Annotated in this window: 15 protein-coding genes, 1 other RNA gene and 1 pseudogene; 8 read left to right on the forward strand and 9 right to left on the reverse strand. The window is 52.4% G+C overall.

Going from position 1 to position 19702, the window contains the following annotated elements:
* Positions 1 to 346 precede the first annotated feature (346 nt).
* The 5 genes and pseudogenes from ACKQAD_RS13650 to ACKQAD_RS13670 all read left to right on the forward strand — a co-directional run bounded on the left by ACKQAD_RS13650 (position 347) and on the right by ACKQAD_RS13670 (position 4444).
* Positions 347 to 640, forward strand: a complete 294-nt coding sequence (locus tag ACKQAD_RS13650; protein ID WP_010307340.1) for a hypothetical protein — start codon at positions 347 to 349, stop codon at positions 638 to 640.
* Positions 641 to 728: 88 nt separating this feature from the next.
* Positions 729 to 950 (forward strand): DUF2188 domain-containing protein, encoded by a 222-nt coding sequence (locus ACKQAD_RS13655; protein WP_010307337.1) that lies wholly within the window; start codon positions 729 to 731, stop codon positions 948 to 950.
* Positions 951 to 1052: 102 nt separating this feature from the next.
* Positions 1053 to 1943: pseudogene (lplA, locus tag ACKQAD_RS13660) on the forward strand (lipoate--protein ligase); the annotation flags it as partial.
* Between the two features lie 137 nt (positions 1944 to 2080).
* The gene (locus ACKQAD_RS13665; RefSeq protein WP_409160667.1) at positions 2081 to 2806 is read left to right on the forward strand and encodes an EAL domain-containing protein; all 726 of its coding nucleotides are present in this window, start codon (positions 2081 to 2083) and stop codon (positions 2804 to 2806) included.
* Between the two features lie 186 nt (positions 2807 to 2992).
* Positions 2993 to 4444, forward strand: a complete 1452-nt coding sequence (locus tag ACKQAD_RS13670; protein ID WP_409160668.1) for a protein adenylyltransferase SelO — start codon at positions 2993 to 2995, stop codon at positions 4442 to 4444.
* A gap of 19 nt (positions 4445 to 4463) precedes the next feature.
* Here the strand turns inward: ACKQAD_RS13670 and ACKQAD_RS13675 are convergent, their stop codons facing one another.
* From ACKQAD_RS13675 to ppsR, 6 genes are all read right to left on the reverse strand, one after another.
* Positions 4464 to 5261: a heme ABC transporter ATP-binding protein gene (locus ACKQAD_RS13675; RefSeq protein WP_409160669.1), complete on the reverse strand. Its 798-nt coding sequence runs from the start codon at positions 5259 to 5261 to the stop codon at positions 4464 to 4466.
* On the reverse strand, positions 5254 to 6258 hold the full coding sequence (locus tag ACKQAD_RS13680) for a FecCD family ABC transporter permease (protein WP_409160670.1): 1005 nt from the start codon (positions 6256 to 6258) through the stop codon (positions 5254 to 5256). The genes ACKQAD_RS13675 and ACKQAD_RS13680 overlap by 8 nt, the downstream gene beginning before the upstream one ends.
* A complete protein-coding gene (locus ACKQAD_RS13685; protein ID WP_409160671.1) occupies positions 6255 to 7073 on the reverse strand; it encodes a heme/hemin ABC transporter substrate-binding protein in 819 nt (272 codons plus the stop codon). Before ACKQAD_RS13685 ends, ACKQAD_RS13680 begins: the two co-directional genes overlap by 4 nt.
* Positions 7070 to 8122, reverse strand: a complete 1053-nt coding sequence (locus ACKQAD_RS13690) for a hemin-degrading factor (RefSeq protein WP_409160672.1) — start codon at positions 8120 to 8122, stop codon at positions 7070 to 7072. The genes ACKQAD_RS13685 and ACKQAD_RS13690 overlap by 4 nt, the downstream gene beginning before the upstream one ends.
* A gap of 220 nt (positions 8123 to 8342) precedes the next feature.
* Complete coding sequence (locus ACKQAD_RS13695; RefSeq protein ID WP_409160673.1) at positions 8343 to 9389, reverse strand: 3-deoxy-7-phosphoheptulonate synthase; 1047 nt, start codon at positions 9387 to 9389, stop codon at positions 8343 to 8345.
* Positions 9390 to 9607: 218 nt separating this feature from the next.
* Positions 9608 to 10429 (reverse strand): posphoenolpyruvate synthetase regulatory kinase/phosphorylase PpsR, encoded by an 822-nt coding sequence (gene ppsR, locus ACKQAD_RS13700; protein ID WP_409160674.1) that lies wholly within the window; start codon positions 10427 to 10429, stop codon positions 9608 to 9610.
* Positions 10430 to 10729: 300 nt separating this feature from the next.
* On the opposite strand from ppsR, the gene ppsA reads away from it, so the two are divergent.
* Positions 10730 to 13108 carry a phosphoenolpyruvate synthase gene (ppsA, locus tag ACKQAD_RS13705; protein ID WP_409160675.1) on the forward strand — a complete coding sequence of 793 codons (2379 nt, stop codon included), beginning with the start codon at positions 10730 to 10732 and terminating at the stop codon, positions 13106 to 13108.
* Between the two features lie 172 nt (positions 13109 to 13280).
* Here ppsA and apbE read toward each other — a convergent pair whose 3' ends face one another.
* The 3 genes from apbE to ydiK form a co-directional block, all read right to left on the reverse strand.
* Positions 13281 to 14327, reverse strand: coding sequence for an FAD:protein FMN transferase ApbE (gene apbE / locus ACKQAD_RS13710; protein ID WP_409160676.1), 1047 nt, complete (start codon positions 14325 to 14327; stop codon positions 13281 to 13283).
* 89 nt (positions 14328 to 14416) lie between these two features.
* Positions 14417 to 14528: antisense sRNA RprA (rprA, locus tag ACKQAD_RS13715), an RNA gene on the reverse strand.
* 292 nt (positions 14529 to 14820) lie between these two features.
* Positions 14821 to 15930, reverse strand: coding sequence for an AI-2E family transporter YdiK (gene ydiK, locus ACKQAD_RS13720; protein ID WP_409160677.1), 1110 nt, complete (start codon positions 15928 to 15930; stop codon positions 14821 to 14823).
* A 285-nt stretch (positions 15931 to 16215) separates the two neighbouring features.
* Here ydiK and ydiJ point away from each other — a divergent pair, with 285 nt between their 5' ends.
* Both ydiJ and menI read left to right on the forward strand, forming a co-directional pair.
* On the forward strand, positions 16216 to 19269 hold the full coding sequence (gene ydiJ, locus ACKQAD_RS13725) for a D-2-hydroxyglutarate dehydrogenase YdiJ (protein WP_409160678.1): 3054 nt from the start codon (positions 16216 to 16218) through the stop codon (positions 19267 to 19269).
* Positions 19269 to 19685, forward strand: coding sequence for a 1,4-dihydroxy-2-naphthoyl-CoA hydrolase (gene menI / locus ACKQAD_RS13730; protein WP_409160679.1), 417 nt, complete (start codon positions 19269 to 19271; stop codon positions 19683 to 19685). Before ydiJ ends, menI begins: the two co-directional genes overlap by 1 nt.
* Positions 19686 to 19702 lie beyond the last annotated feature (17 nt).

Raw genomic sequence — 19702 nt, forward strand, 5'->3', positions numbered from 1 at the left:
AACAACTCGTTGCAAGGATGTTTACCCCAAACCTGATTTATTCAACAAAGCCATGAAGAACTACAAAATCAGCAATTACACGGGGTAGTACCGTGTTCAACGACATATCCCTACGACAAGATTTATGCGACTCACAAACTCATTAAGAAGAAAGTACTGAAAGATGGTGGTGGTCTACTAGCTATCAGTTTTCTTAAGGGGTCAGAACCACGGTTAGAAGTAGGAGAAAAGACACAATGGGAGGCATTGGGAATTGTTCATGACGTTCAAGTACTCATGTCCTTCCCATTACAACATAAAGGATATCGGGCATGGTGTTACATCGTCCAACAAATGGAGGCAGTAAATGTTATGGATAACGGCGATCATTGATTTGGTCAAAAGTGGCGTGGGGTACTTCACCAAGCGTCAACAATCAAAAGACGAGTTACAGGCACAGAATAGCCATGAACAGAATCAGATCACCCTTGAAGAGACTCGTAAGGGTTTCACATGGCGTCAGGGACTAGGCTGGGTACTTACTTTTATTGTTCTCTGGAACTACGTCATGGTGCCATTGTTGGCATTAATGGGCGTTGTTCTACCAGTGTTGCCTTTGGATGAAGTATGGAAAGTGTTGCTAGTACTGATTGGTAGTTAATTTTTACTATATGTAGTGTTTGAGTTTTTAATAAACCAAATATATAGTGTTTGTGCTGTATCCTAATCAACTTTCAGAGGGCTGCAAAATGGGTAAGAACCAACATGTAGTACCACATAATGGTGAATGGGCTGTTCGTGGCGAAGGTAATGATCGAGTTACTAAAACTTTCGATACACAGCGTGAAGCAATTGATTATGGAAGAGGTATAGCCCGTAATCAGGAAAGTGAACTTGTGATCCATCGCCCTAATGGACAGATACGCGATAAAGATTCACATGGGAATGATCCGTTCCCACCTCGAGGGTGATTGTCAGTACTACTTTTAGAAGGGAGCCAATGGTTCCCTTTTCTTCGTTTGGTGCAATAGTACCTAATTACAATTTCCGGTATGTGTGAAACATTGACTATTACCGTGGTGATTGGTCGCGCTCAGAACCCGTGGAAAGAGTGCAATACGCGGCGGATGGAAGAAGATGGCATCAAGCTGGCACGGCGCAGCAGCGGCGGTGGGGCGGTCTTCCACGATCTCGGGAATACCTGCTTTACTTTTATGGCCGGCAAGCCGGAGTATGACAAAAGCGTTTCAACACAGATCGTTCTGGATGCACTCAGCGCGCTTGGGTTAAAGGCCAGCGCGTCAGGCCGTAACGATCTGGTGGTGGAAACCGCCGACGGCGTGCGTAAGGTGTCCGGCTCTGCCTATCGCGAAACGAAAGATCGCGGCTTTCATCATGGCACGCTGCTGTTAAATGCGGCCCTTAGCCGCTTAGCCGATTATTTGAATCCGGATGTTAAGAAGCTACAGGCAAAAGGGATTACGTCCGTGCGTTCTCGCGTTGCCAATCTGGTGGAATTGCTGCCTTCTGTCGATCACCAGGTCATTTGTCAGGCAGTGACGCAGGCCTTCTTTTCTTATTTCGGCGAACAATGTGAACCGGAAATTATCTCGCCTTATGCCCATCCGAATTTACCGGGATTCAGCGAGCAGTTCGCGCGTCAAAGTAGCTGGGAATGGAACTTCGGTCAGGCACCCGATTTCTCGCATTTACTTGATAACCGCTTTACCTGGGGCGGGGTTGAATTACATTTCGATGTGGAGCGCGGCGTGATTGTCCGTGCACAGATTTATACCGATAGCCTGAACCCTGCGCCGTTAGAAGCACTCGTTTCCGTATTACAGGGAACCGCGTATCGGCCGGAAGCGCTGGCGGCTGCATGTCAGACACTGATTGTCGCGTTCCCCGAACAACAAAACGAATTGCAGGAACTGGCTACTTGGCTGGAGCAAAGTCTGCGTTAGCGCACGAAAGTCGACGCTGAATGACCTTGTTGCATGGCAGAAAGGCACTTTTCGTGCGTTATGCGAATAAGCGCTGTAGATTTACCTATAATAATAACTTAATGTGATTATTATTAATCGCCATGCAGTACAGGATCATGCGTATCCACCTTGCTGTTGACTACACCAGTGATTACGTTTTTTGGCCGATATTCAGGTTGGATGGATCGCTGCTGGCCGTCGAAATGATAAGCCATTTTAATGGTCTTTCAGGCAAGTTGAGCATGCCTGCCGATATTCTCCTCATGCAGTTAAGTCCGCACCAGAAGCAGGATTTGGTTCATGAACAACTGCTTTTTATCAAAGAAAAATCCACATGGTTTATCGATAACCACATTCAACTGGTGCTGAAAGTGGGGCGTGAAATAGCAGAGATTTTACTCAATTCTGACGTGCTGCGCGGCGAAATTAAACGTCTCGATTTTGTTCTGTTGGAAATTAATGAGTTTTTCCCGCAACTCTCACAGGGTAAAGAAAACGCTGCACTACTGAATTTGAGCCAGTCTGTTCCTTTATGGCTGGATAATTTTGGTTCTGAAAAGACAACACTGAAACCTTTGCATGATGGGTTAGTACGCGGAGTGAAACTGGATCGTCAGTTTATTGGGCAGCTTTTATCGCGGCCAGCAAATACGCTGATGATGGAGCCGTTATTACGGACGATTAAAAACAGCTATTCAGGCATCAATATCGTTGCCAAAGAGATCGATAGTATGGCGTTTCTGAATAAAATGAGGCAGCTAAATATTGATGCCGTTCAGGGGAAAATGTGGCCCGCCGTACATTTCGAACGACTTGAGCAGCGTACGACGCTGATCGACTAATTCAATAAATTCACGGTCTTTGGGAGCGAGCGTTCCTCCTGAATAGGCGTGGTAAAAATAATACCCTTGTTTTTCATCCGTGTTAATTTCATTGCCATCCCTCTACACTTTCTACATACCCGTTAGTCGGTGTGTGGTGAGCGTATGGTTCTCTTCACCTGAACAGGGTGGTATTAGGGAGACAGGATGCAGCAGACACCGTTATTCAAAAATCACTATTTTCACCAATTGCCGGGGTTTTATACCGCGCTACAGCCGACGCCGCTACATGGCTCTCGCCTGCTTTATCACAGCGAGGGATTGGCCGCCGAACTCGGCCTGTCTGCCGACTGGTTTACGCCGGAACAAGATGCTCTCTGGTGCGGTGAACGTTTGCTGCCGGGAATGGCGCCGTTGGCGCAGGTTTATAGTGGCCATCAGTTTGGCATGTGGGCCGGCCAACTGGGGGACGGGCGCGGTATCCTGCTCGGGGAACAACAACTGGCGGATGGCCGCATTATGGACTGGCATCTGAAAGGCGCGGGGCTGACGCCGTATTCGCGCATGGGGGATGGTCGCGCGGTGCTGCGTTCGGTGATACGCGAATTTTTGGCTTCGGAAGCGATGCACCATCTGGGGATTCCCACCACGCGGGCGCTGACGATTGTTACCAGTGAACATCCTGTGCAGCGTGAACAGGAAGAAAAGGGTGCGATGCTGTTACGTGTGGCGGAAAGCCATGTTCGCTTCGGTCATTTTGAACACTTCTACTACCGCCGTGAGCCGGAAAAGGTGCGTCAACTGGCGGAGTATGTCATTGCCCGCCACTGGCCGCAGTGGGAGCACGACGAGCGTCGCTATGAGCTGTGGTTCGGCGATGTGGTAGAACGTACCGCCCGGCTGATAACCCACTGGCAGGCTGTGGGGTTTTCACACGGCGTGATGAATACGGATAACATGTCAATTCTGGGGCTGACTATCGACTACGGCCCTTATGGTTTTTTAGATGCCTATCAGCCTGATTTCATCTGTAATCACTCCGACCATCGCGGGCGCTACGCGTTTGACAATCAGCCGGCCGTGGGGCTGTGGAATTTGCATCGTCTGGCGCAGGCGCTGTCGGGGCTGATGGACACCGACACGCTGGAGCGCGCACTTGCCTGCTATGAACCGGCGCTGATGCAGCACTACGGCACGCTGATGCGCGCCAAATTGGGCTTGTTTACCGCGAGCGCGGAGGATAATGATGTGCTGGTCGGGCTGTTGCGTCTGATGCAGCAGGAAGGCAGCGATTATACCCGCACGTTCCGTCAGTTGGCAGACTGTGAGAAACAGGCATCACGCGCGCCGCTTCGTGATGAATTCATTGATAGGGCCGCGTTCGATAGCTGGTTTGCGACCTACCGTCAGAGACTGATGCAGGAAGAACAGGGTGATGAAGAGCGTCGTCAACTGATGAATGCGGCGAACCCGAAATACATTTTGCGTAATTATCTGGCGCAAATGGCGATTGAACAGGCGGAAAATGATGATATCAGCGTGCTGACTCGTCTGCATCAGACGCTGTGCCGACCGTTTGACGAACAGCCGGATAAGTACGATCTGAAAGCGTTACCGCCAGAATGGGGCAAACATCTGGAGATTTCCTGCTCCAGCTAAGCCGGAGCAGGCGTAATGATTATTGCCGCAGATAAACCTGCGGAATGGTGTAGTCAGGGTGCGAGCCGACGCTGAGGTCGGCGCGATACCAATGGGTCAACGTCTCAGCCTGTAATACCTGTGCGGGCGAACCCTGTGCAACCAATTTCCCTTCGTGCAGCAGCAAAATTCGGTCGGCATACAGCGCCGCCAGATTCAGATCGTGCAGAACACAGCACACGGAGAGCGGTTGTTCACGCGTGAGCTGCTTGAGCAACCGCAAGAGATGTTGCTGATGATACAAATCCAGTGCCGACGTGGGTTCATCGAGAAACAGCCAGCCTGGTGTCGGTTCTGGATGCCATAGCTGCGCCAGCACACGAGCCAGTTGCACACGTTGCTGCTCCCCGCCGGAAAGGTGACGATAGTCGCGCGGCCCTAGCTCCAGACAGCCTGTTTGTGCCATGACTTGCTGAATAACATCATCATTTTTTGGGTAGCGTCCATGCGGGGAACGCCCCATCGCGACGACATCCCGCACGCTAAACGCAAACGCCATACCGCTATGTTGACGCATCACCGCGCGCGTTTTTGCCAACGCGCCGGGCTGCCAGTGCGAAAACGGCTGTCCGGCTAACAGGCACTCGCCCTCATTGGGCGTCAAATAACCGGTTAATAAACGAAGCAGGGTCGATTTCCCCGCCCCGTTAGGGCCGATAATCGCGACGATCTCCCCACAGTGCAGCTCCAGAGAAACATCGTCCGTCAGGTTGCGGCCGTTGGTCTGAAAACGTAGATGACGTGCGACTAACGTCCGGTTGAGCGCTGAGTCAGTCATTGCTACGTCCTTTGTGCTGAACGATCAGCCATAAGAAATACGGCCCGCCAATCAGGCTGCTTAACAGCCCAACGGGCATTTCCGCCGGCGCAAGCAGCGTGCGCGCCAGCGTATCGGCAAACAGCAGCAGGCAGGCACCGCCGAGAATAGAACCAGGAATAAGCCAGCGATGATCGGCACCTACATGTAAACGCATCAGGTGCGGAATAATGAGCCCGATAAAACCGATCACGCCACTCACCGCTACGGCGACACCCACCAGCAGCGAACTGAGCATCAGCAGAATATGCTTGGTACGCTTTACGTTGATGCCGAGGTAATGCGCTTCTTCGTCCCCTAACTGCAACACATTCAGACGACGCGCGTAGTACAAGGTGGCGAGTATGGCTGGTATGGTCAGGGTACTGGCGACCAGCAGCATTGGCCACTGTGCCTGCCCAAGGCTACCCATGCCCCAGAGTGAAAACTGGCGCAATTGTTGGTCGGTGCTGATATAGGTTAAGACGCCGATCAGCGCAAGACACAACGCGTTGAGCGCGATACCCGCCAGTAGTAATCGCGTTAATCCAGCTTGTTCGGAGCGGCTAAGGATAAAAATGATAGCGGTAATCGCCAGACTACCCGCGAAAGCGGCAAACATCGGGCTGTAAAGCGCCAGCAGAGGAGGAAGGCCGAGTGGCAGCACGATAGTGAGCGCCACGCACAGCGCGGCACCGCTACTGATGCCAAGCAGGCTGGGGTCGGCCAGTGGATTGCGAAACAGTCCCTGCATAATGGTGCCTGAACAGGCCAGCGCGCCGCCGACGAGTATCGCCAGCAGCACGCGAGGAACGCGGATGTTCAGCCAAATATGCCAGAGCGGATCGTCAAAAGGCGTCTGCCAGAGCATCTTAAGGGACAACGTCAATGCGCCCATGTTGGCAGCACCCACCATCAGTACCGCCATGAGCAACAACAACGCGATCAACCACGTGCGCGGATGAAACCGTGACGTCATTTTATCGCTTCGGCGGTCTGACGCAGCGTTGCCATCAACGCTGGCGTTTCGAGCGTAAAGCCCAGCATTGCCATATCGTCGACGACCAGCAGACGCTTGTTCTTACCTGCAGGCGTCAGTTCTAGTCCGGGTAATTTCCAGACTTGCGCTTCGCCGCCCAGCGTTTTCAGCCCCTGGCTGGAGATCAGAATCAGATCCGGTGCGCTGGCAACCACGCCTTCTTGTGACAACGGCTGGTAGCGTTCAACGTTCTGCATGGCATTCTTCAAGCCAGCATGGCGGATAATGGTATCCGCTGGGGTGTTCTTGCCCGCCGCCATTGCGGTCATGCCGCCGTGGCTAAGAATAAATAACGTCTTGACGGGCAATGGCGCTGTTTTGACTGCTGCCAACTGCTGCTGATAGGTTTCCGTCAGCTTTTTACCTTCAGTGTCTTTACCCAACGCCTGGGCGATGGCTCTGATTTTCTGCGGCACGGAATCCAGAGTCGGTTGAGCGGAGACGTGAACCACTTTGGTTCCGCTGTCCGCAACCTGCTGTAAGACGAGGGAGGGCTGAGACAGATCGCTGGCGACAACCAGAGAAGGTTTCATCGCCAGAATACCTTCGGTGTTGAGTTGACGCATGTAACCCACATCAGGCAGTTTCTTCACCGGTTCCGGGTGCAGGCTGGTGCTGTCGCGTGCAACCAGATCTTTCTCTGCGCCCAGCGCATAGATGATTTCCGTGACGTCGCCGCCGATAGAAACGATACGTTCGGCAGCAGATACCCCCAGCGGGAGTGTCAATAGTAGAGGGAATAGCCAGTTTTTCATGCAGCGAGATCCTTATGCGGTTTCAGAGCATCGATTTGGTTGCGCCACTGTTGTTGTTCCGGCGTACCTTCGGTACGTTGCCCGAAGAGCTGTGCAATTTGAGAGCCGTCTGCGGCATAGAGTTCGAGGCTGGTCACGATACCGTCAACCGTCGGTTTGCGCGTCACCCAGCTTTCAGCAATCGCACCTTCGATCAGATGTAGGGTAAAGTCTTTATTAAAGATGTTAATCCATTCTGCGTGTTGCTCCATGCGTTCTACGCGCTCAAGCGTACCGGTGAAGATTTGCACACAGCCTCGGTTGCCGACAAACACCATGATTTCGTTCTGATCTTCACGTGCGGCAAACAGGATCTGTGACAGCGCATCGTTGTCTACCCGGTAAGCCAAGTCGTCAGGGACTGAGTTAAATGCCTGCTGGCGCGTCAGGTTATAGCGCTTGAGCAGGATGAAGAAATCATGCACGTCCTTCATTGCACGCCAGTCTGCTTCAAACTGAGGATTATGAGCAATGGCCTGTTCAGTCGCCGCGCCATTGGTGGCCGGACGACATACTAATGCGGGGTTTTCGCTGCTGGTAAATTTCTCAACGAATAGCTGCCAGGCGGCCATGTCCGTGGTGTCGGTCGTGTAGACCTTCAGAATGGCATCGCCCTGATGATCGAAGAATTGAATGCTCTGACGCTCGCCGCGCGCGGTGTTTTCACGCAGCGCAAAAGCCGAAGCCCATTGAGAGAGGAACAAACGCAGATCCAATCCGCGCGGATTGAGGATAAGGCCGGCATGTCCATCCAGCGTCTGGTTTTGATAATAGCCAGTATGCTCATGCACGGCGTACTCGTTGCGCGTGATCGACTTGGTATTACCAACTTGCTCCAGTGCACTGAGCCAGACTTTGGCATCACCCTGTAAACGCTGTGTATCGTGTCCGACGCGGGCATGCGTGAGTTCCGCTTCGCTGATGCCGAGTAGCGCAGCCAGATCGCGTGCGTATTTGCGCGGATGTTCTACTTTCGCCTGGAGGTATTGTTGGTAAATGGACGTCTGCATCTCGTTCGTTCCCTTAATCGTTGTCGTATTGATTATAGCAATGAATGAGAATCATTTTCATGTAACAAAAACGCAACCTCAAGTGAAGTTTTCTTAATAAGTGGAATAAAACAAATCTTAAAATGGATTTATGTGCAGCGAGGTGGCGGGATAGATAGCAATAAATAAGGAAACCGGCTGACACACAACCAGAGAAAGGGAGTGTGCCAGCACGTACGGATTAAAAACGGCTGTCGACGGCGTCCGCCAGACGTGCCAGCAGCGTTTCGGTATCCTGCCAGCTCAGGCAAGGATCGGTAATGGATTGCCCATACGTCAATGCCAGAGGATTGATCGCCGGCTGGTTGCCTTCGATTAAGAAACTTTCCGCCATGATGCCCGCGATGGCGCGTGAACCAGCGCGAATTTGCTGGCAGATGTCATCGGCAACGTCGAGCTGACGGCGATGCTGTTTCTGACAGTTGGCATGACTAAAATCGATCACCAGATGTTCGGGCAACGAGAATTCATGCAGGTGAGCGCAGGCGGCGGCGATATCTTGCGCGTGGTAGTTCGGTTTTTTCCCGCCGCGCATAATAATGTGGCCAAACGGGTTGCCTTGCGTTTTGTAGACTGACATGAAGCCCTGCTTATCCGGCGAGAGGAACATGTGTTGGGCGCGCGCGGCACGAATCGCATCGACGGCGATGCGCGTATTACCGTCCGTCCCATTCTTGAAGCCAACAGGGCAGGACAGCGCCGAGGCCATTTCCCGGTGGATCTGGCTTTCGGTCGTTCTTGCGCCAATCGCGCCCCAGCTAATCAGGTCAGCGATATATTGACCTGTGACCATATCGAGGAATTCCGTCGCGGTCGGCAAGCCAAGCTGATTAATGTCCAGCAGCAGGCGGCGTGCAATTTCCAGCCCGTCGTTCACCTGGAAGGTTCCATTGAGCGCGGGATCAGAAATCAGCCCCTTCCAGCCCACCACCGTACGCGGTTTCTCAAAATAGGTACGCATGACGATTTCCAACCTGTCCTGATACTTCGTGCGTAGCGCAGCCAGACGGCGTGCATAATCTAATGCGCTGTCGGTATCATGGATCGAACACGGGCCAACCACGACGAGCAGGCGAGGATCTTGACCGGTTAGAATGGCTTCAATTTTCTTACGTGACGAGGTGACATTTTCGGCAACGGCAGGGGTAATTGGGAGTCTGGCGAGTAACGTTTGGGGCGTAACCAGAGTCTCGATGCGCGTGCTCCGCAGTTCATCTGTTTGTTGCATGTTTTGTCTCTGAATGCGGTCAAGCCGAAAACCTATCTGCACCGAAAAGCTGGATATGACGATGCCAGGCCACAACGGTGTTTACAAACAGGGTTTTCAGGCTATGTTTCCGACTAAAAGGTTGCTTCGCAGCGGCGAAATGCCGGGAAGTGATGGTGCACACAATAAACGAAATGGCGCACATTACAACCGCATCAGGGTAAAAAATCTATCATGTACTAGTACATTCTTCGGCTCATACCGAGAATGTCGATGATTTTGGCGGAAATTTCCTCAACGGAATAATTGGTGGTATTGAGATAGTTAATCTGATGTTTGCGGAATAGCGCCTCTACCTCGCTGAGCTCCATGCGGCACTGGCGCAGAGACGCATAGCGACTGTTACCCCGACGCTCTTCCCGAATGGCTGCCAGTCGTTCGGCATCAATGGTGAGTCCGAATAGTTTGTGCTGGAAGGGTTTTAGTGCATCGGGAAGCCGCAGGTTGTCCATATCGTCAGCAATAAAAGGATAGTTGGCGGCGCGAATGCCGAATTGCATTGCCAGATAAAGGCTGGTCGGCGTCTTGCCGCAGCGTGACACGCCGAGCAGAATGACCTGCGCCTGATCGAGGTTGCGCAACGAAATGCCGTCATCGTGCGCCAGCGTGTAGTCGATGGCCGCGATACGGGCGTCGTATTTGCTCAGATTATTGGCGGTCAAACCATGAGTACGGTTAGCAACCGGTGTAGGCGGCGTGTTCAGCTCTTCCTGCAAAGGTGCAACCAATGCCTGTACGATGTCCTGACAGAACCCTTCGCTGCTGGTAATAATGTTACGAACGGTCGGGGTGACGATGGAGTAAAATACCAGCGGGCGTACGCCGGTCTGCTGATACAACGTATTGATTTGTTTACACACAGCGTTAGCGCGTGCTTCACTTTCAACGAAAGGTAAGGTATAGCTAACCGTGTTCACAGGGAACTGGGACAACACCGCATGGCCGAGTACTTCTGCTGTAATGGCTGTACCGTCCGAGACATAAAATACGCTTCTTTCCACATAACCCCCTTGTGATATTTCCGACAGCTCGAACACGTTAACCTCGTCAAAAATTGTGATTTTCCAATACTTTTATTAAAACACCATTTCATTATATTCATGATAAAGAATGCTAATCTTCTACGATATTGGATTTTTACCGCATTAAGCAATCATTCACCGTGATATCAGTTTTTTTTCATAGGTTGATCGATTCACCTGTCCATGTTCATCAAAACGCTATGCTAACCTGATTGCGTTGAGGCGATTCTCAACCGAACTCTTTCATACCCTAATTGTATGCAGAAAGGATTATTTTCGATGTCCAATAACGGCCCTGATTTGCGTAATGTCCTTTGGTATAACCAGCTCGGTATGCACGACGTTGAAAGGGTGGGAGGCAAAAATGCTTCTCTGGGTGAAATGATCACCAACCTTTCAGAATTGGGCGTAGCCGTTCCCAACGGCTTTGCGACAACGGCGCAGGCGTTTAATGATTTTCTTAATCAAAGCGGGATCAACCAGCGCATTTATGAGCTGCTCGATCGCACCGACATTGACGATCTGAATCAACTGGCTAGCGCCGGTACGCAGATTCGCCAGTGGATTATTGATACGCCATTCCAGCCGGAGCTGGAGCAGGCGATTCGTGACGCCTATCAGCAACTGGCCGATGGTGAGAAAGACGCCTCGTTTGCCGTGCGTTCCTCTGCCACTGCAGAAGACATGCCGGATGCGTCCTTTGCGGGTCAGCAGGAAACCTTCCTGAACGTGCAGGGCATTGATGCTGTGATGGTCGCGGTGAAGCACGTGTTTGCGTCGCTGTTTAACGATCGCGCGATCTCTTATCGTGTACATCAGGGTTATGACCACCGCGGCGTGGCGCTGTCGGCAGGCGTACAGCGTATGGTGCGCTCCGATCTGGCGTCTGCGGGCGTGATGTTTACCATTGATACCGAATCCGGTTTTGATCAGGTGGTGTTCATTACCTCGGCGTACGGTTTAGGTGAAATGGTGGTACAGGGCGCGGTGAACCCGGACGAGTTCTATGTTCACAAGCCGACGTTGCAGAGCAACAAACCTGCGATTGTGCGCCGTAACATGGGATCGAAAAAAATCCGTATGGTGTACGCCGCGAGCCAGGAGCATGGCAAGCAGGTGCGGATTGAAGATGTGCCAGCAGAACAAACGACGCGTTTCAGCCTGACGGATGATGAAGTGCAGGCGTTGGCACGTCAGGCACTGCTGATTGAAAAACACTACGGCCGTCCGATGGACATCGAGTGGGCGAAAGATGGCCACACTGGCAAACTCTATATCGTGCAGGCACGCCCGGAAACGGTACGTTCCAACGGTCAGGTGATGGAACGCTACCATCTGCCAGCCAGCGGTACGGTGCTGGTGGAAGGTCGTGCTATCGGCCACCGCATCGGTGCGGGCGAAGTCAAAGTGATTCAGGACATCAGCGAGATGCACCTGATCAACGCGGGCGATGTGCTGGTGACCGACATGACCGACCCAGACTGGGAACCGATCATGAAGAAGGCGGCGGCGATTGTCACCAATCGCGGTGGACGTACCTGCCACGCCGCCATTATCGCGCGTGAGCTAGGCATTCCGGCCGTTGTAGGCTGTGGCGATGCGACTGAACGTTTGCGCAAGGGACAGAAAGTGACCGTTTCCTGCGCGGAAGGCGACACGGGCTATGTGTATCAGGACCTGTTGGACTTCTCTGTGAAGAGCTCAACGATTGATGAAATGCCTGCATTGTCGTTGAAAATAATGATGAACGTGGGTAACCCTGACCGTGCATTTGATTTTGCCTGCCTGCCAAACGATGGCGTCGGTCTGGCGCGTCTGGAATTCATCATCAACCGTATGATCGGCGTGCATCCGCGTGCGCTGCTGGAATTCGACCAGCAAACGCCTGAACTGCAACGTGAGATTAAAACGCTGATGCAGGGCTACGACGATCCGGTGGAATTTTATATTGGTCGTCTGGTGGAGGGGATCGCAACACTGGCAGCGGCATTCTCACCGAAGCGCGTTATCGTCCGTTTGTCTGATTTTAAATCGAATGAATACGCGAACCTCGTCGGCGGAGATCGCTATGAGCCGGAAGAAGAGAACCCGATGTTGGGCTTCCGTGGCGCGGGTCGCTATGTCTCTTCGGACTTCAAAGCCTGTTTTGCGCTGGAATGTGAAGCGGTCAAACGCGTGCGTAATGTGATGGGCCTGAAGAACGTGGAAATCATGATCCCGTTCGTTCGTACCGTGGCGCAGGCGGAAGCGGTGATTGCTGAGTTGGCGAGTCAGGGGCTACGTCGTGGCGAAGATGGCCTGAAAATCATCATGATGTGCGAAATTCCGTCCAACGCGCTGTTGGCCGATGAGTTCTTGCAACACTTTGATGGCTTCTCCATCGGTTCAAACGACATGACACAGCTGGCGCTGGGTCTGGATCGCGACTCTGGCGTGGTATCGTCGCTGTTCGACGAGCGTAACGATGCGGTGAAAGCGCTGCTGTCGATGGCGATTAAGGCTGCCAAGAAGCAGGGTAAATACGTCGGTATTTGTGGGCAAGGTCCGTCGGATCACGAAGATTTCGCGCTCTGGCTAATGGAACAGGGCATTGATAGCCTGTCGCTCAACCCAGACACCGTGGTGCAAACCTGGCTGAATCTTGCTGAGCACAAGTAATTGGTGTTGTGAATGCCATGACGCTCGGTAACTGCCGAACGTCATGGTAGCCGACGATGTTAGATTTTAGGGGAAACATGGAGATGAGGTTCCCGCAGGGATGCCTCACTCCGTGTTCGCCCCATGTATCTCGCTCTTGTTACGATAGCTTTTTCATAAATCTTGGCGTTTCTTACGGTGCAGCAATCAGGAAGGATTTAAACTGCGGCGTCATTACTGCGCTAAAGCCGTTATCCGTTTTGGTAATCAGATAAACCGCCAGCCCTTGCTGTTCCGCCAGCTTCAGCGCTTTTTCCGTTCCCAGTACCATCAAACCGGTATCCCAGCCATCAGCTTCCAGTGCGGTCGGTGCAATCACGGTTGCAGAAACCAACTGATGAGTAATCGGTCTGCCCGTATCGGGATCGATAACATGAGAATAGCGTTTGCTGTCTTTCTCAAAATAATTCCGGTAGCTGCCGGAGGTGCTGATCGCATAACCCTGCAAATTTACCGCTGCCTGCGCCGCATTTTCCTGATCGGTTGGCTTCTGAATCGCCACACGCCACGGCATTCCTTCGGCGTTCACACCGCGGCTGGAAATCGCGCCGCCGACGGAAACCAGATAATTGGTGATCCCTTTGCGCGTCATTAACTGCGCAAGAACGTCCGCACCGTATCCTTCGCCCAGCGTAGAGAGATCGATATACAAATCCGGGAGATCTTTTTGAATCCATTCTCCTTTTTCATCACCAATCAATTTCAGATGACGCAACCCAACGTTTTGCCGTGCTAAATCGATCTGCTGCTGGCTGGGGATGCGCGTAGGCTGCTTCTGCGGGCCGAATCCCCAGAGGTTAACCAACGGACCGACGGTGATATCCATCGCACCGTGAGTCGCTTTACCGATACGCAACGCGGCCAGCATGATATCCGCCATGCCGTTACTGATAGGTTGTGGTTCCGTTCCCCGATACTGATTAAAACGCGATAGCACTGAATCGTCACGGTAGGTGGAAATGTCGTGGTTAGCCTGCTCCAAAAGGGCATCGATTTCTCGTTGTAGCTGTGTTTTGTCTTCGGTGATATTGCCGCTAATTTTTACGCTGTAAAACGTCCCCATGGTTTTACCTTCAATGGTCAACAAGGGGCGAGGTGCCGACGGCGTTGGATTGTCGCAGGCGGTCAAAAGGCTGAATAAGCCACAGAGTAGTAATCTCTTCGCGGCGAGAGGCATCATGAAAACTCCTGGAAAACTGAACTGAGAGTAGGCAGACAGGAGAGTATCAAAAAAGGGAGGAAGCGTAATTGAATGGAAGAGAAATGAAGGCAAAAAAAGGCCCATCTCAGGGGATGGGCAAAGACTACACACAGCAATTCGTTACTAACTCTGACGAGGAGGAAACCTCATTGACAAACAGTAGGTTAATACTAGCTCCGGTATTTATCCTATGGATTATGTCCTATTCAGTCATTAAGAATCATCCTAATAGTTAATTATCTTTTAAGAGTTGGTCTCTCAGTGTTTTTATATTGTCAATAATATTGATGTATTAGAAAAATGATATCAAAAATTTTAGGACTAATCCCTAATATTAAAGGCTTAATCATTAGCAATTTTTATCCATTTAAAAATAAGGGAATAAATTGGCACGAAGAAATCATGCTGAGAAGAGGCAATCCCTGTGGGCGGTGCACCGCCCACAGGGAAGACGAACGGGTATTTACCGCACTTATTCTTTGTTAGGTTTACTGGACGTATTAACGGAGAGGATGCGCTGCGGTTCGGGGATTTCACGCATCCAGGCAAACAGCAGACGATAGGAAACGGCGAGGACGACCGGACCAATGAACAGTCCAATCATACCAAAGGCCAGCAATCCGCCAATTACACCGGACAGAATCAGCAGTATAGGAAGATCGGCCCCCATCCTGATCAATACCGGGCGAATAATGTTATCGATTGTTCCAACGATGCCGCTCCAAACCAGCAGGATAGTTCCCCAGGTGTTATCACCCGTCCAATACAGCCAGATAATGGCAGGAATAAGCACTGGCAGCGGCCCCAGTTGTGCCAGGCAGCACAGAAACATCAGCACGGTTAATAGTGTGGTGTAGGGAATTCCGGATAGCCCCAGACCGATGCCGCCTAATACTGATTGCACGATGGCTGTTACCACCACGCCCAGCGCGACGGCACGAATTGACTGCGCCGCCAGAATCACGGCGGCATCACCGCGCTCCTGTCCTAATCGGATAGCGAAATGCCGAACGGCTTTCGCAACAGCTTCTCCCTTGTAATAGAGCAGGGCGCTGAAGATCAGCATCAGGGAACAGTGCATCAGAAAGCGACCGACGTGGGCGGCCTGTGCCACCAGCCAGGTCGCCGTTTTACCAAAATAGGGTTGTACCTTGGCGAACAGACCACTGCCTCCGCTTTGCAACAGCGCCTGCCAGCTGTTGAACAATTTTTCCCCGACTAAAGGAATGGACGTCAGCCACTCCAGCGTCGGTGGCGAAAAGTTTTCCTGCCGGGCTCCCCAACTCACTAGTGCCGAGCTGTTATCCACCACACTGCTGACAAGAACGGCAATCGGGACAATAAATAACAGAATGAGTAACAGCGTCATGACGATCACGGCCAAAGAACGTCGTCCCCACAATAGCGCCTGAAACTTAATCAGCATTGGCCAGGTGGCAATCACCACCATACACGCCCAGGCGAATCCCAGAATAAAAGGCTGCACCACCCAAAAACAGGCAATTATCATGATGGTAATAAACGCCAGACTGAACAGAATTCTGGCCAGATCAAATCGTGGCGGCTGAGAATATTTGCTCAATGAATCGCTCCTCAATAGCAAAAGGGAAGGCTGAAGGCGAGCTGGCCTGCGCTAAGTCATGTCATCACCTGTCATCATGAGATATTTCCGGGCGTTTTGACAGTCTGTTGAACATTTTGTTGGTGAAACGACGGTTCGCCAACACGCTGTATGTTTTTGCCTAACCGGGAGCGCACACGATTGCGAAATATGATAAAACGTTATGTCCTCGATGAAAGGACGGCTATAGCAGGCATATCACGACATATTGGCAAACACATCATGTACGGACAGGGTCAAAAAATAATGATCCCACAGATCACGCAATCTCCCGGGCTGGTTCAGCCGGTGCTTAATTTTCTGGAAGCATTGAAGAAAAATGGATTCACAGGCGATACGGCGACCAACTATGCCGATCGTCTGACGATGGCAACGGATAACAGCATCTATCAACTTTTGCCGGATGCGGTGGTTTTCCCCCGCTCAACTGCAGACGTGGTAATTCTATCGCGTCTGGCCAGTGAGGAACGCTTTTCAGGGCTGACTTTCACCCCGCGCGGCGGCGGTACGGGAACGAACGGGCAGGCGTTGAATCGCGGAATTGTGGTCGATATGTCGCGTTATATGAACCGCATTCTGGAAATTAACCCTGAGCAGGGGTGGGTACGCGTCGAGGCTGGCGTCATTAAAGATCAGCTTAACCAATACCTTAAGCCTTATGGCTATTTCTTTGCGCCAGAACTGTCGACCAGTAACCGAGCAACGCTGGGCGGCATGATCAACACCGATGCATCGGGACAAGGTTCATTGGTATACGGCAAGACCTCAGACCATGTGCTGGGGCTGCGAGCGGTACTGCTGGGCGGCGTGATGCTGGATACGCAGGCGATGTCGGTAGCGCTGGCAGAGAAGCTGGCGTTAGAAGACTCGCCTATCGGCCGCATTTACCATACGGTGCTGCACCGTTGTCGCGAACAGCGCGCGCTGATCATTGACAAATTCCCCAAGCTGAATCGTTTTCTGACGGGTTACGACCTGCACCATGTGTTCAGCGACGATCTCCATACCTTTGACCTGACGCGAATTCTGACTGGTGCTGAAGGCACGCTGGCGTTTATTACCGAAGCGAAGCTCGATATCACGCCGTTGCCAAAGATCCGCCGTCTGGTGAACATCAAGTACGACTCCTTTAATTCGGCGCTGCGCAACGCGCCGTTTATGGTTGAAGCGAAGGCGCTGTCGGTCGAAACTGTGGACTCGAAGGTATTAAACCTGGCCCGCGAAGATATCGTCTGGCATTCCGTTAGCGAACTGATTACCGATGTGCCTAATCAGGAAATGCTTGGTCTGAATATCGTTGAGTTTGCGGGTGATGATGAAACGCTGATTAATGGGCAGGTTGAGGCGCTATGCCAGCGACTGGATACGCTTCTGGCGACTGGTGAAGGTGGGGTCATTGGCTATCAAACCTGTAACGATCTGGCCGGAATTGAACGTATTTATGCCATGCGGAAAAAAGCCGTAGGGCTGCTGGGCAACAGCAAAGGGCAAGCGAAGCCGATTCCGTTCGCAGAAGATACCTGTGTGCCGCCACAGCATCTGGCGGATTACATCGAAGAATTTCGCGCGCTGCTTGACAGTCATAATCTAACGTACGGCATGTTTGGCCATGTGGACGCCGGAGTGCTGCACGTCCGTCCGGCGCTGGATATGTGCGACCCGCAACAAGAAATGCTGATGAAACAGCTTTCCGACCAGATTGTCGCGCTGACGGCCAAATATGGTGGCCTGTTGTGGGGGGAGCATGGTAAAGGCTTCCGCGCTGAGTACAGCTCAGAATTTTTTGGACCGGAGTTGTATGCCGAACTGCGCCGTATCAAAGCGGCGTTTGATCCGGATAACCGGCTGAATCCCGGGAAAATTTGCGCACCGCTGGATGTAGAGGCACCGATGATGAAAGTCGATGCGGCCAAACGCGGCACGTTCGATCGCACGATTCCGTTGACGGTGCGCACGGCGTTCCGCGGCGCGATGGAGTGTAACGGCAACGGGCTGTGCTTTAACTTTGATGCTCGCAGCCCCATGTGCCCGTCGATGAAAATCAGCGGAAACCGAATCCATTCACCGAAAGGCCGTGCGACGCTGGTGCGTGAATGGTTACGCCTGTTGGCGGAGCAAGGCGTCGATCCGGTGGCGTTGGAGAAGGCATTGCCGCAGCAGAAGTTGAGCCTGCGCGCTTTTATCCAGAAAACCCGCAATACCTGGCAGGCGAAGCAGGGGGATTACGATTTTTCACACGAAGTCAAAGAGGCGATGTCTGGCTGTCTGGCGTGTAAAGCCTGCTCAACGCAGTGTCCCATCAAGATTGACGTGCCCGGTTTCCGTTCTCGTTTCCTGCAACTTTACCACACGCGCTACCTGCGTCCGGTACGTGACTATCTGGTCGCCGGCGTTGAAAGCTATGCGCCACTGATGGCGCGCAGCCCAAAGACGTTTAACTTCTTCCTGAAAATGCCGCTGCTGAATAATCTGAGCCGCAGCCAGATCGGCATGGTCGATTTACCCTTGCTGTCATCGCCGTCGCTGCGCCAGCAGTTTGCTGGGCGCAGTGGTGTCAACACCACGCTGGAACAGTTGGAACAACTGCCGGAAGCGGCGCGTCAGCAGTACGTGTTAATCGTTCAGGATCCGTTTACCAGCTATTATGATGCGCAGGTGGTGGCTGATTTCGTCTATCTGATCGAAAAACTGAAGCTGAAACCGGTGCTGTTGCCGTTCTCGCCGAACGGGAAGGCGCAGCACATTAAAGGTTTCTTGCAGCGTTTTGCGAAAACGGCGTCGAAGACGGCAGATTTCCTGAATCGCGTGGCTAAACTTGGGATGCCGATGGTGGGCGTCGATCCGGCGCTGGTACTGTGCTATCGCGATGAATACCGTGAAATTCTGGGTGAAAAACGCGGTGATTTCCAGGTGCAACTGGTACATGAATGGCTGGTAACGGCACTGGCCGACATGTCGTCGCAGCCTGCCACTGGTGAATCTTGGTATTTGCTGGGGCACTGTACGGAAACCACGGCGTTGCCGAGCAGCACGAAACAGTGGGCCGATATCTTCGCGCGTTTTGGTGCCACGCTGGAGAACATCAGTGTCGGGTGTTGCGGCATGGCGGGAACCTACGGTCATGAAACCAAAAATCTTGCCAACTCGCAGGGTATTTATGCATTATCCTGGCAGCAGGTGTTGCAGAAGTTGCCGCAGAAACGTTGCCTGACCACCGGCTATTCGTGCCGCAGCCAGGTGAAACGCATGGAAGGCAGCGCATTACGCCATCCGCTACAGGCTCTGCTGGAGATTATCTGATGCTATGGAAACGACAGGTTACGCTTGAGCAACTAAATCAACAGAGCCAGACGTGTATGGTGGGTCATGTCGGTATTCGCTATACCCATATCGCGGATGATGTTCTGGAAGCCGTGATGCCAGTGGATGCACGCACACGTCAGCCGTTTGGCTTACTGCACGGTGGCGCGCCGGTTGTGTTGGCGGAATCGCTGGGTTCGGTGGCGGGCTATCTGTGCTCTGAGGGCGATCAGCAGGTGGTAGGGCTTGAAATCAATGCTAATCACCTGCGAGCCGTGCGCGAAGGTGAAGTGCGTGGCGTGTGCCGCGCGCTGCACGTTGGTCGCCGTAATCAGGTATGGCAGATTGAGATTTTTGATAATCAGAATCGCCTATGCTGCATTTCTCGTCTGACGACATCGGTCATCACGCCGTAAACAGGAAGCATTGAACC

The sequence above is a fragment of the Pectobacterium artocarpous genome (assembly GCF_046159765.1).
GTDB lineage: Bacteria > Pseudomonadota > Gammaproteobacteria > Enterobacterales > Enterobacteriaceae > Pectobacterium.

Bases quoted from the DNA above. Each gene is read 5' to 3' on its own strand.
- ACKQAD_RS13670 (WP_409160668.1), top strand. From the start codon at position 2,993: ATGCAGCAGACACCGTTATTCAAAAATCACTATTTTCACCAATTGCCG.
- ACKQAD_RS13685 (WP_409160671.1), bottom strand. From the start codon at position 7,073: ATGAAAAACTGGCTATTCCCTCTACTATTGACACTCCCGCTGGGGGTA.
- ACKQAD_RS13675 (WP_409160669.1), bottom strand. From the start codon at position 5,261: ATGACTGACTCAGCGCTCAACCGGACGTTAGTCGCACGTCATCTACGT.
- ACKQAD_RS13650 (WP_010307340.1), top strand. From the start codon at position 347: ATGTTATGGATAACGGCGATCATTGATTTGGTCAAAAGTGGCGTGGGG.
- apbE (WP_409160676.1), bottom strand. From the start codon at position 14,327: ATGATGCCTCTCGCCGCGAAGAGATTACTACTCTGTGGCTTATTCAGC.
- ydiJ (WP_409160678.1), top strand. From the start codon at position 16,216: ATGATCCCACAGATCACGCAATCTCCCGGGCTGGTTCAGCCGGTGCTT.
- ACKQAD_RS13665 (WP_409160667.1), top strand. From the start codon at position 2,081: ATGCGTATCCACCTTGCTGTTGACTACACCAGTGATTACGTTTTTTGG.
- ACKQAD_RS13690 (WP_409160672.1), bottom strand. From the start codon at position 8,122: ATGCAGACGTCCATTTACCAACAATACCTCCAGGCGAAAGTAGAACAT.
- ACKQAD_RS13680 (WP_409160670.1), bottom strand. From the start codon at position 6,258: ATGACGTCACGGTTTCATCCGCGCACGTGGTTGATCGCGTTGTTGTTG.
- menI (WP_409160679.1), top strand. From the start codon at position 19,269: ATGCTATGGAAACGACAGGTTACGCTTGAGCAACTAAATCAACAGAGC.
- ACKQAD_RS13695 (WP_409160673.1), bottom strand. From the start codon at position 9,389: ATGCAACAAACAGATGAACTGCGGAGCACGCGCATCGAGACTCTGGTT.
- ppsA (WP_409160675.1), top strand. From the start codon at position 10,730: ATGTCCAATAACGGCCCTGATTTGCGTAATGTCCTTTGGTATAACCAG.
- ACKQAD_RS13655 (WP_010307337.1), top strand. From the start codon at position 729: ATGGGTAAGAACCAACATGTAGTACCACATAATGGTGAATGGGCTGTT.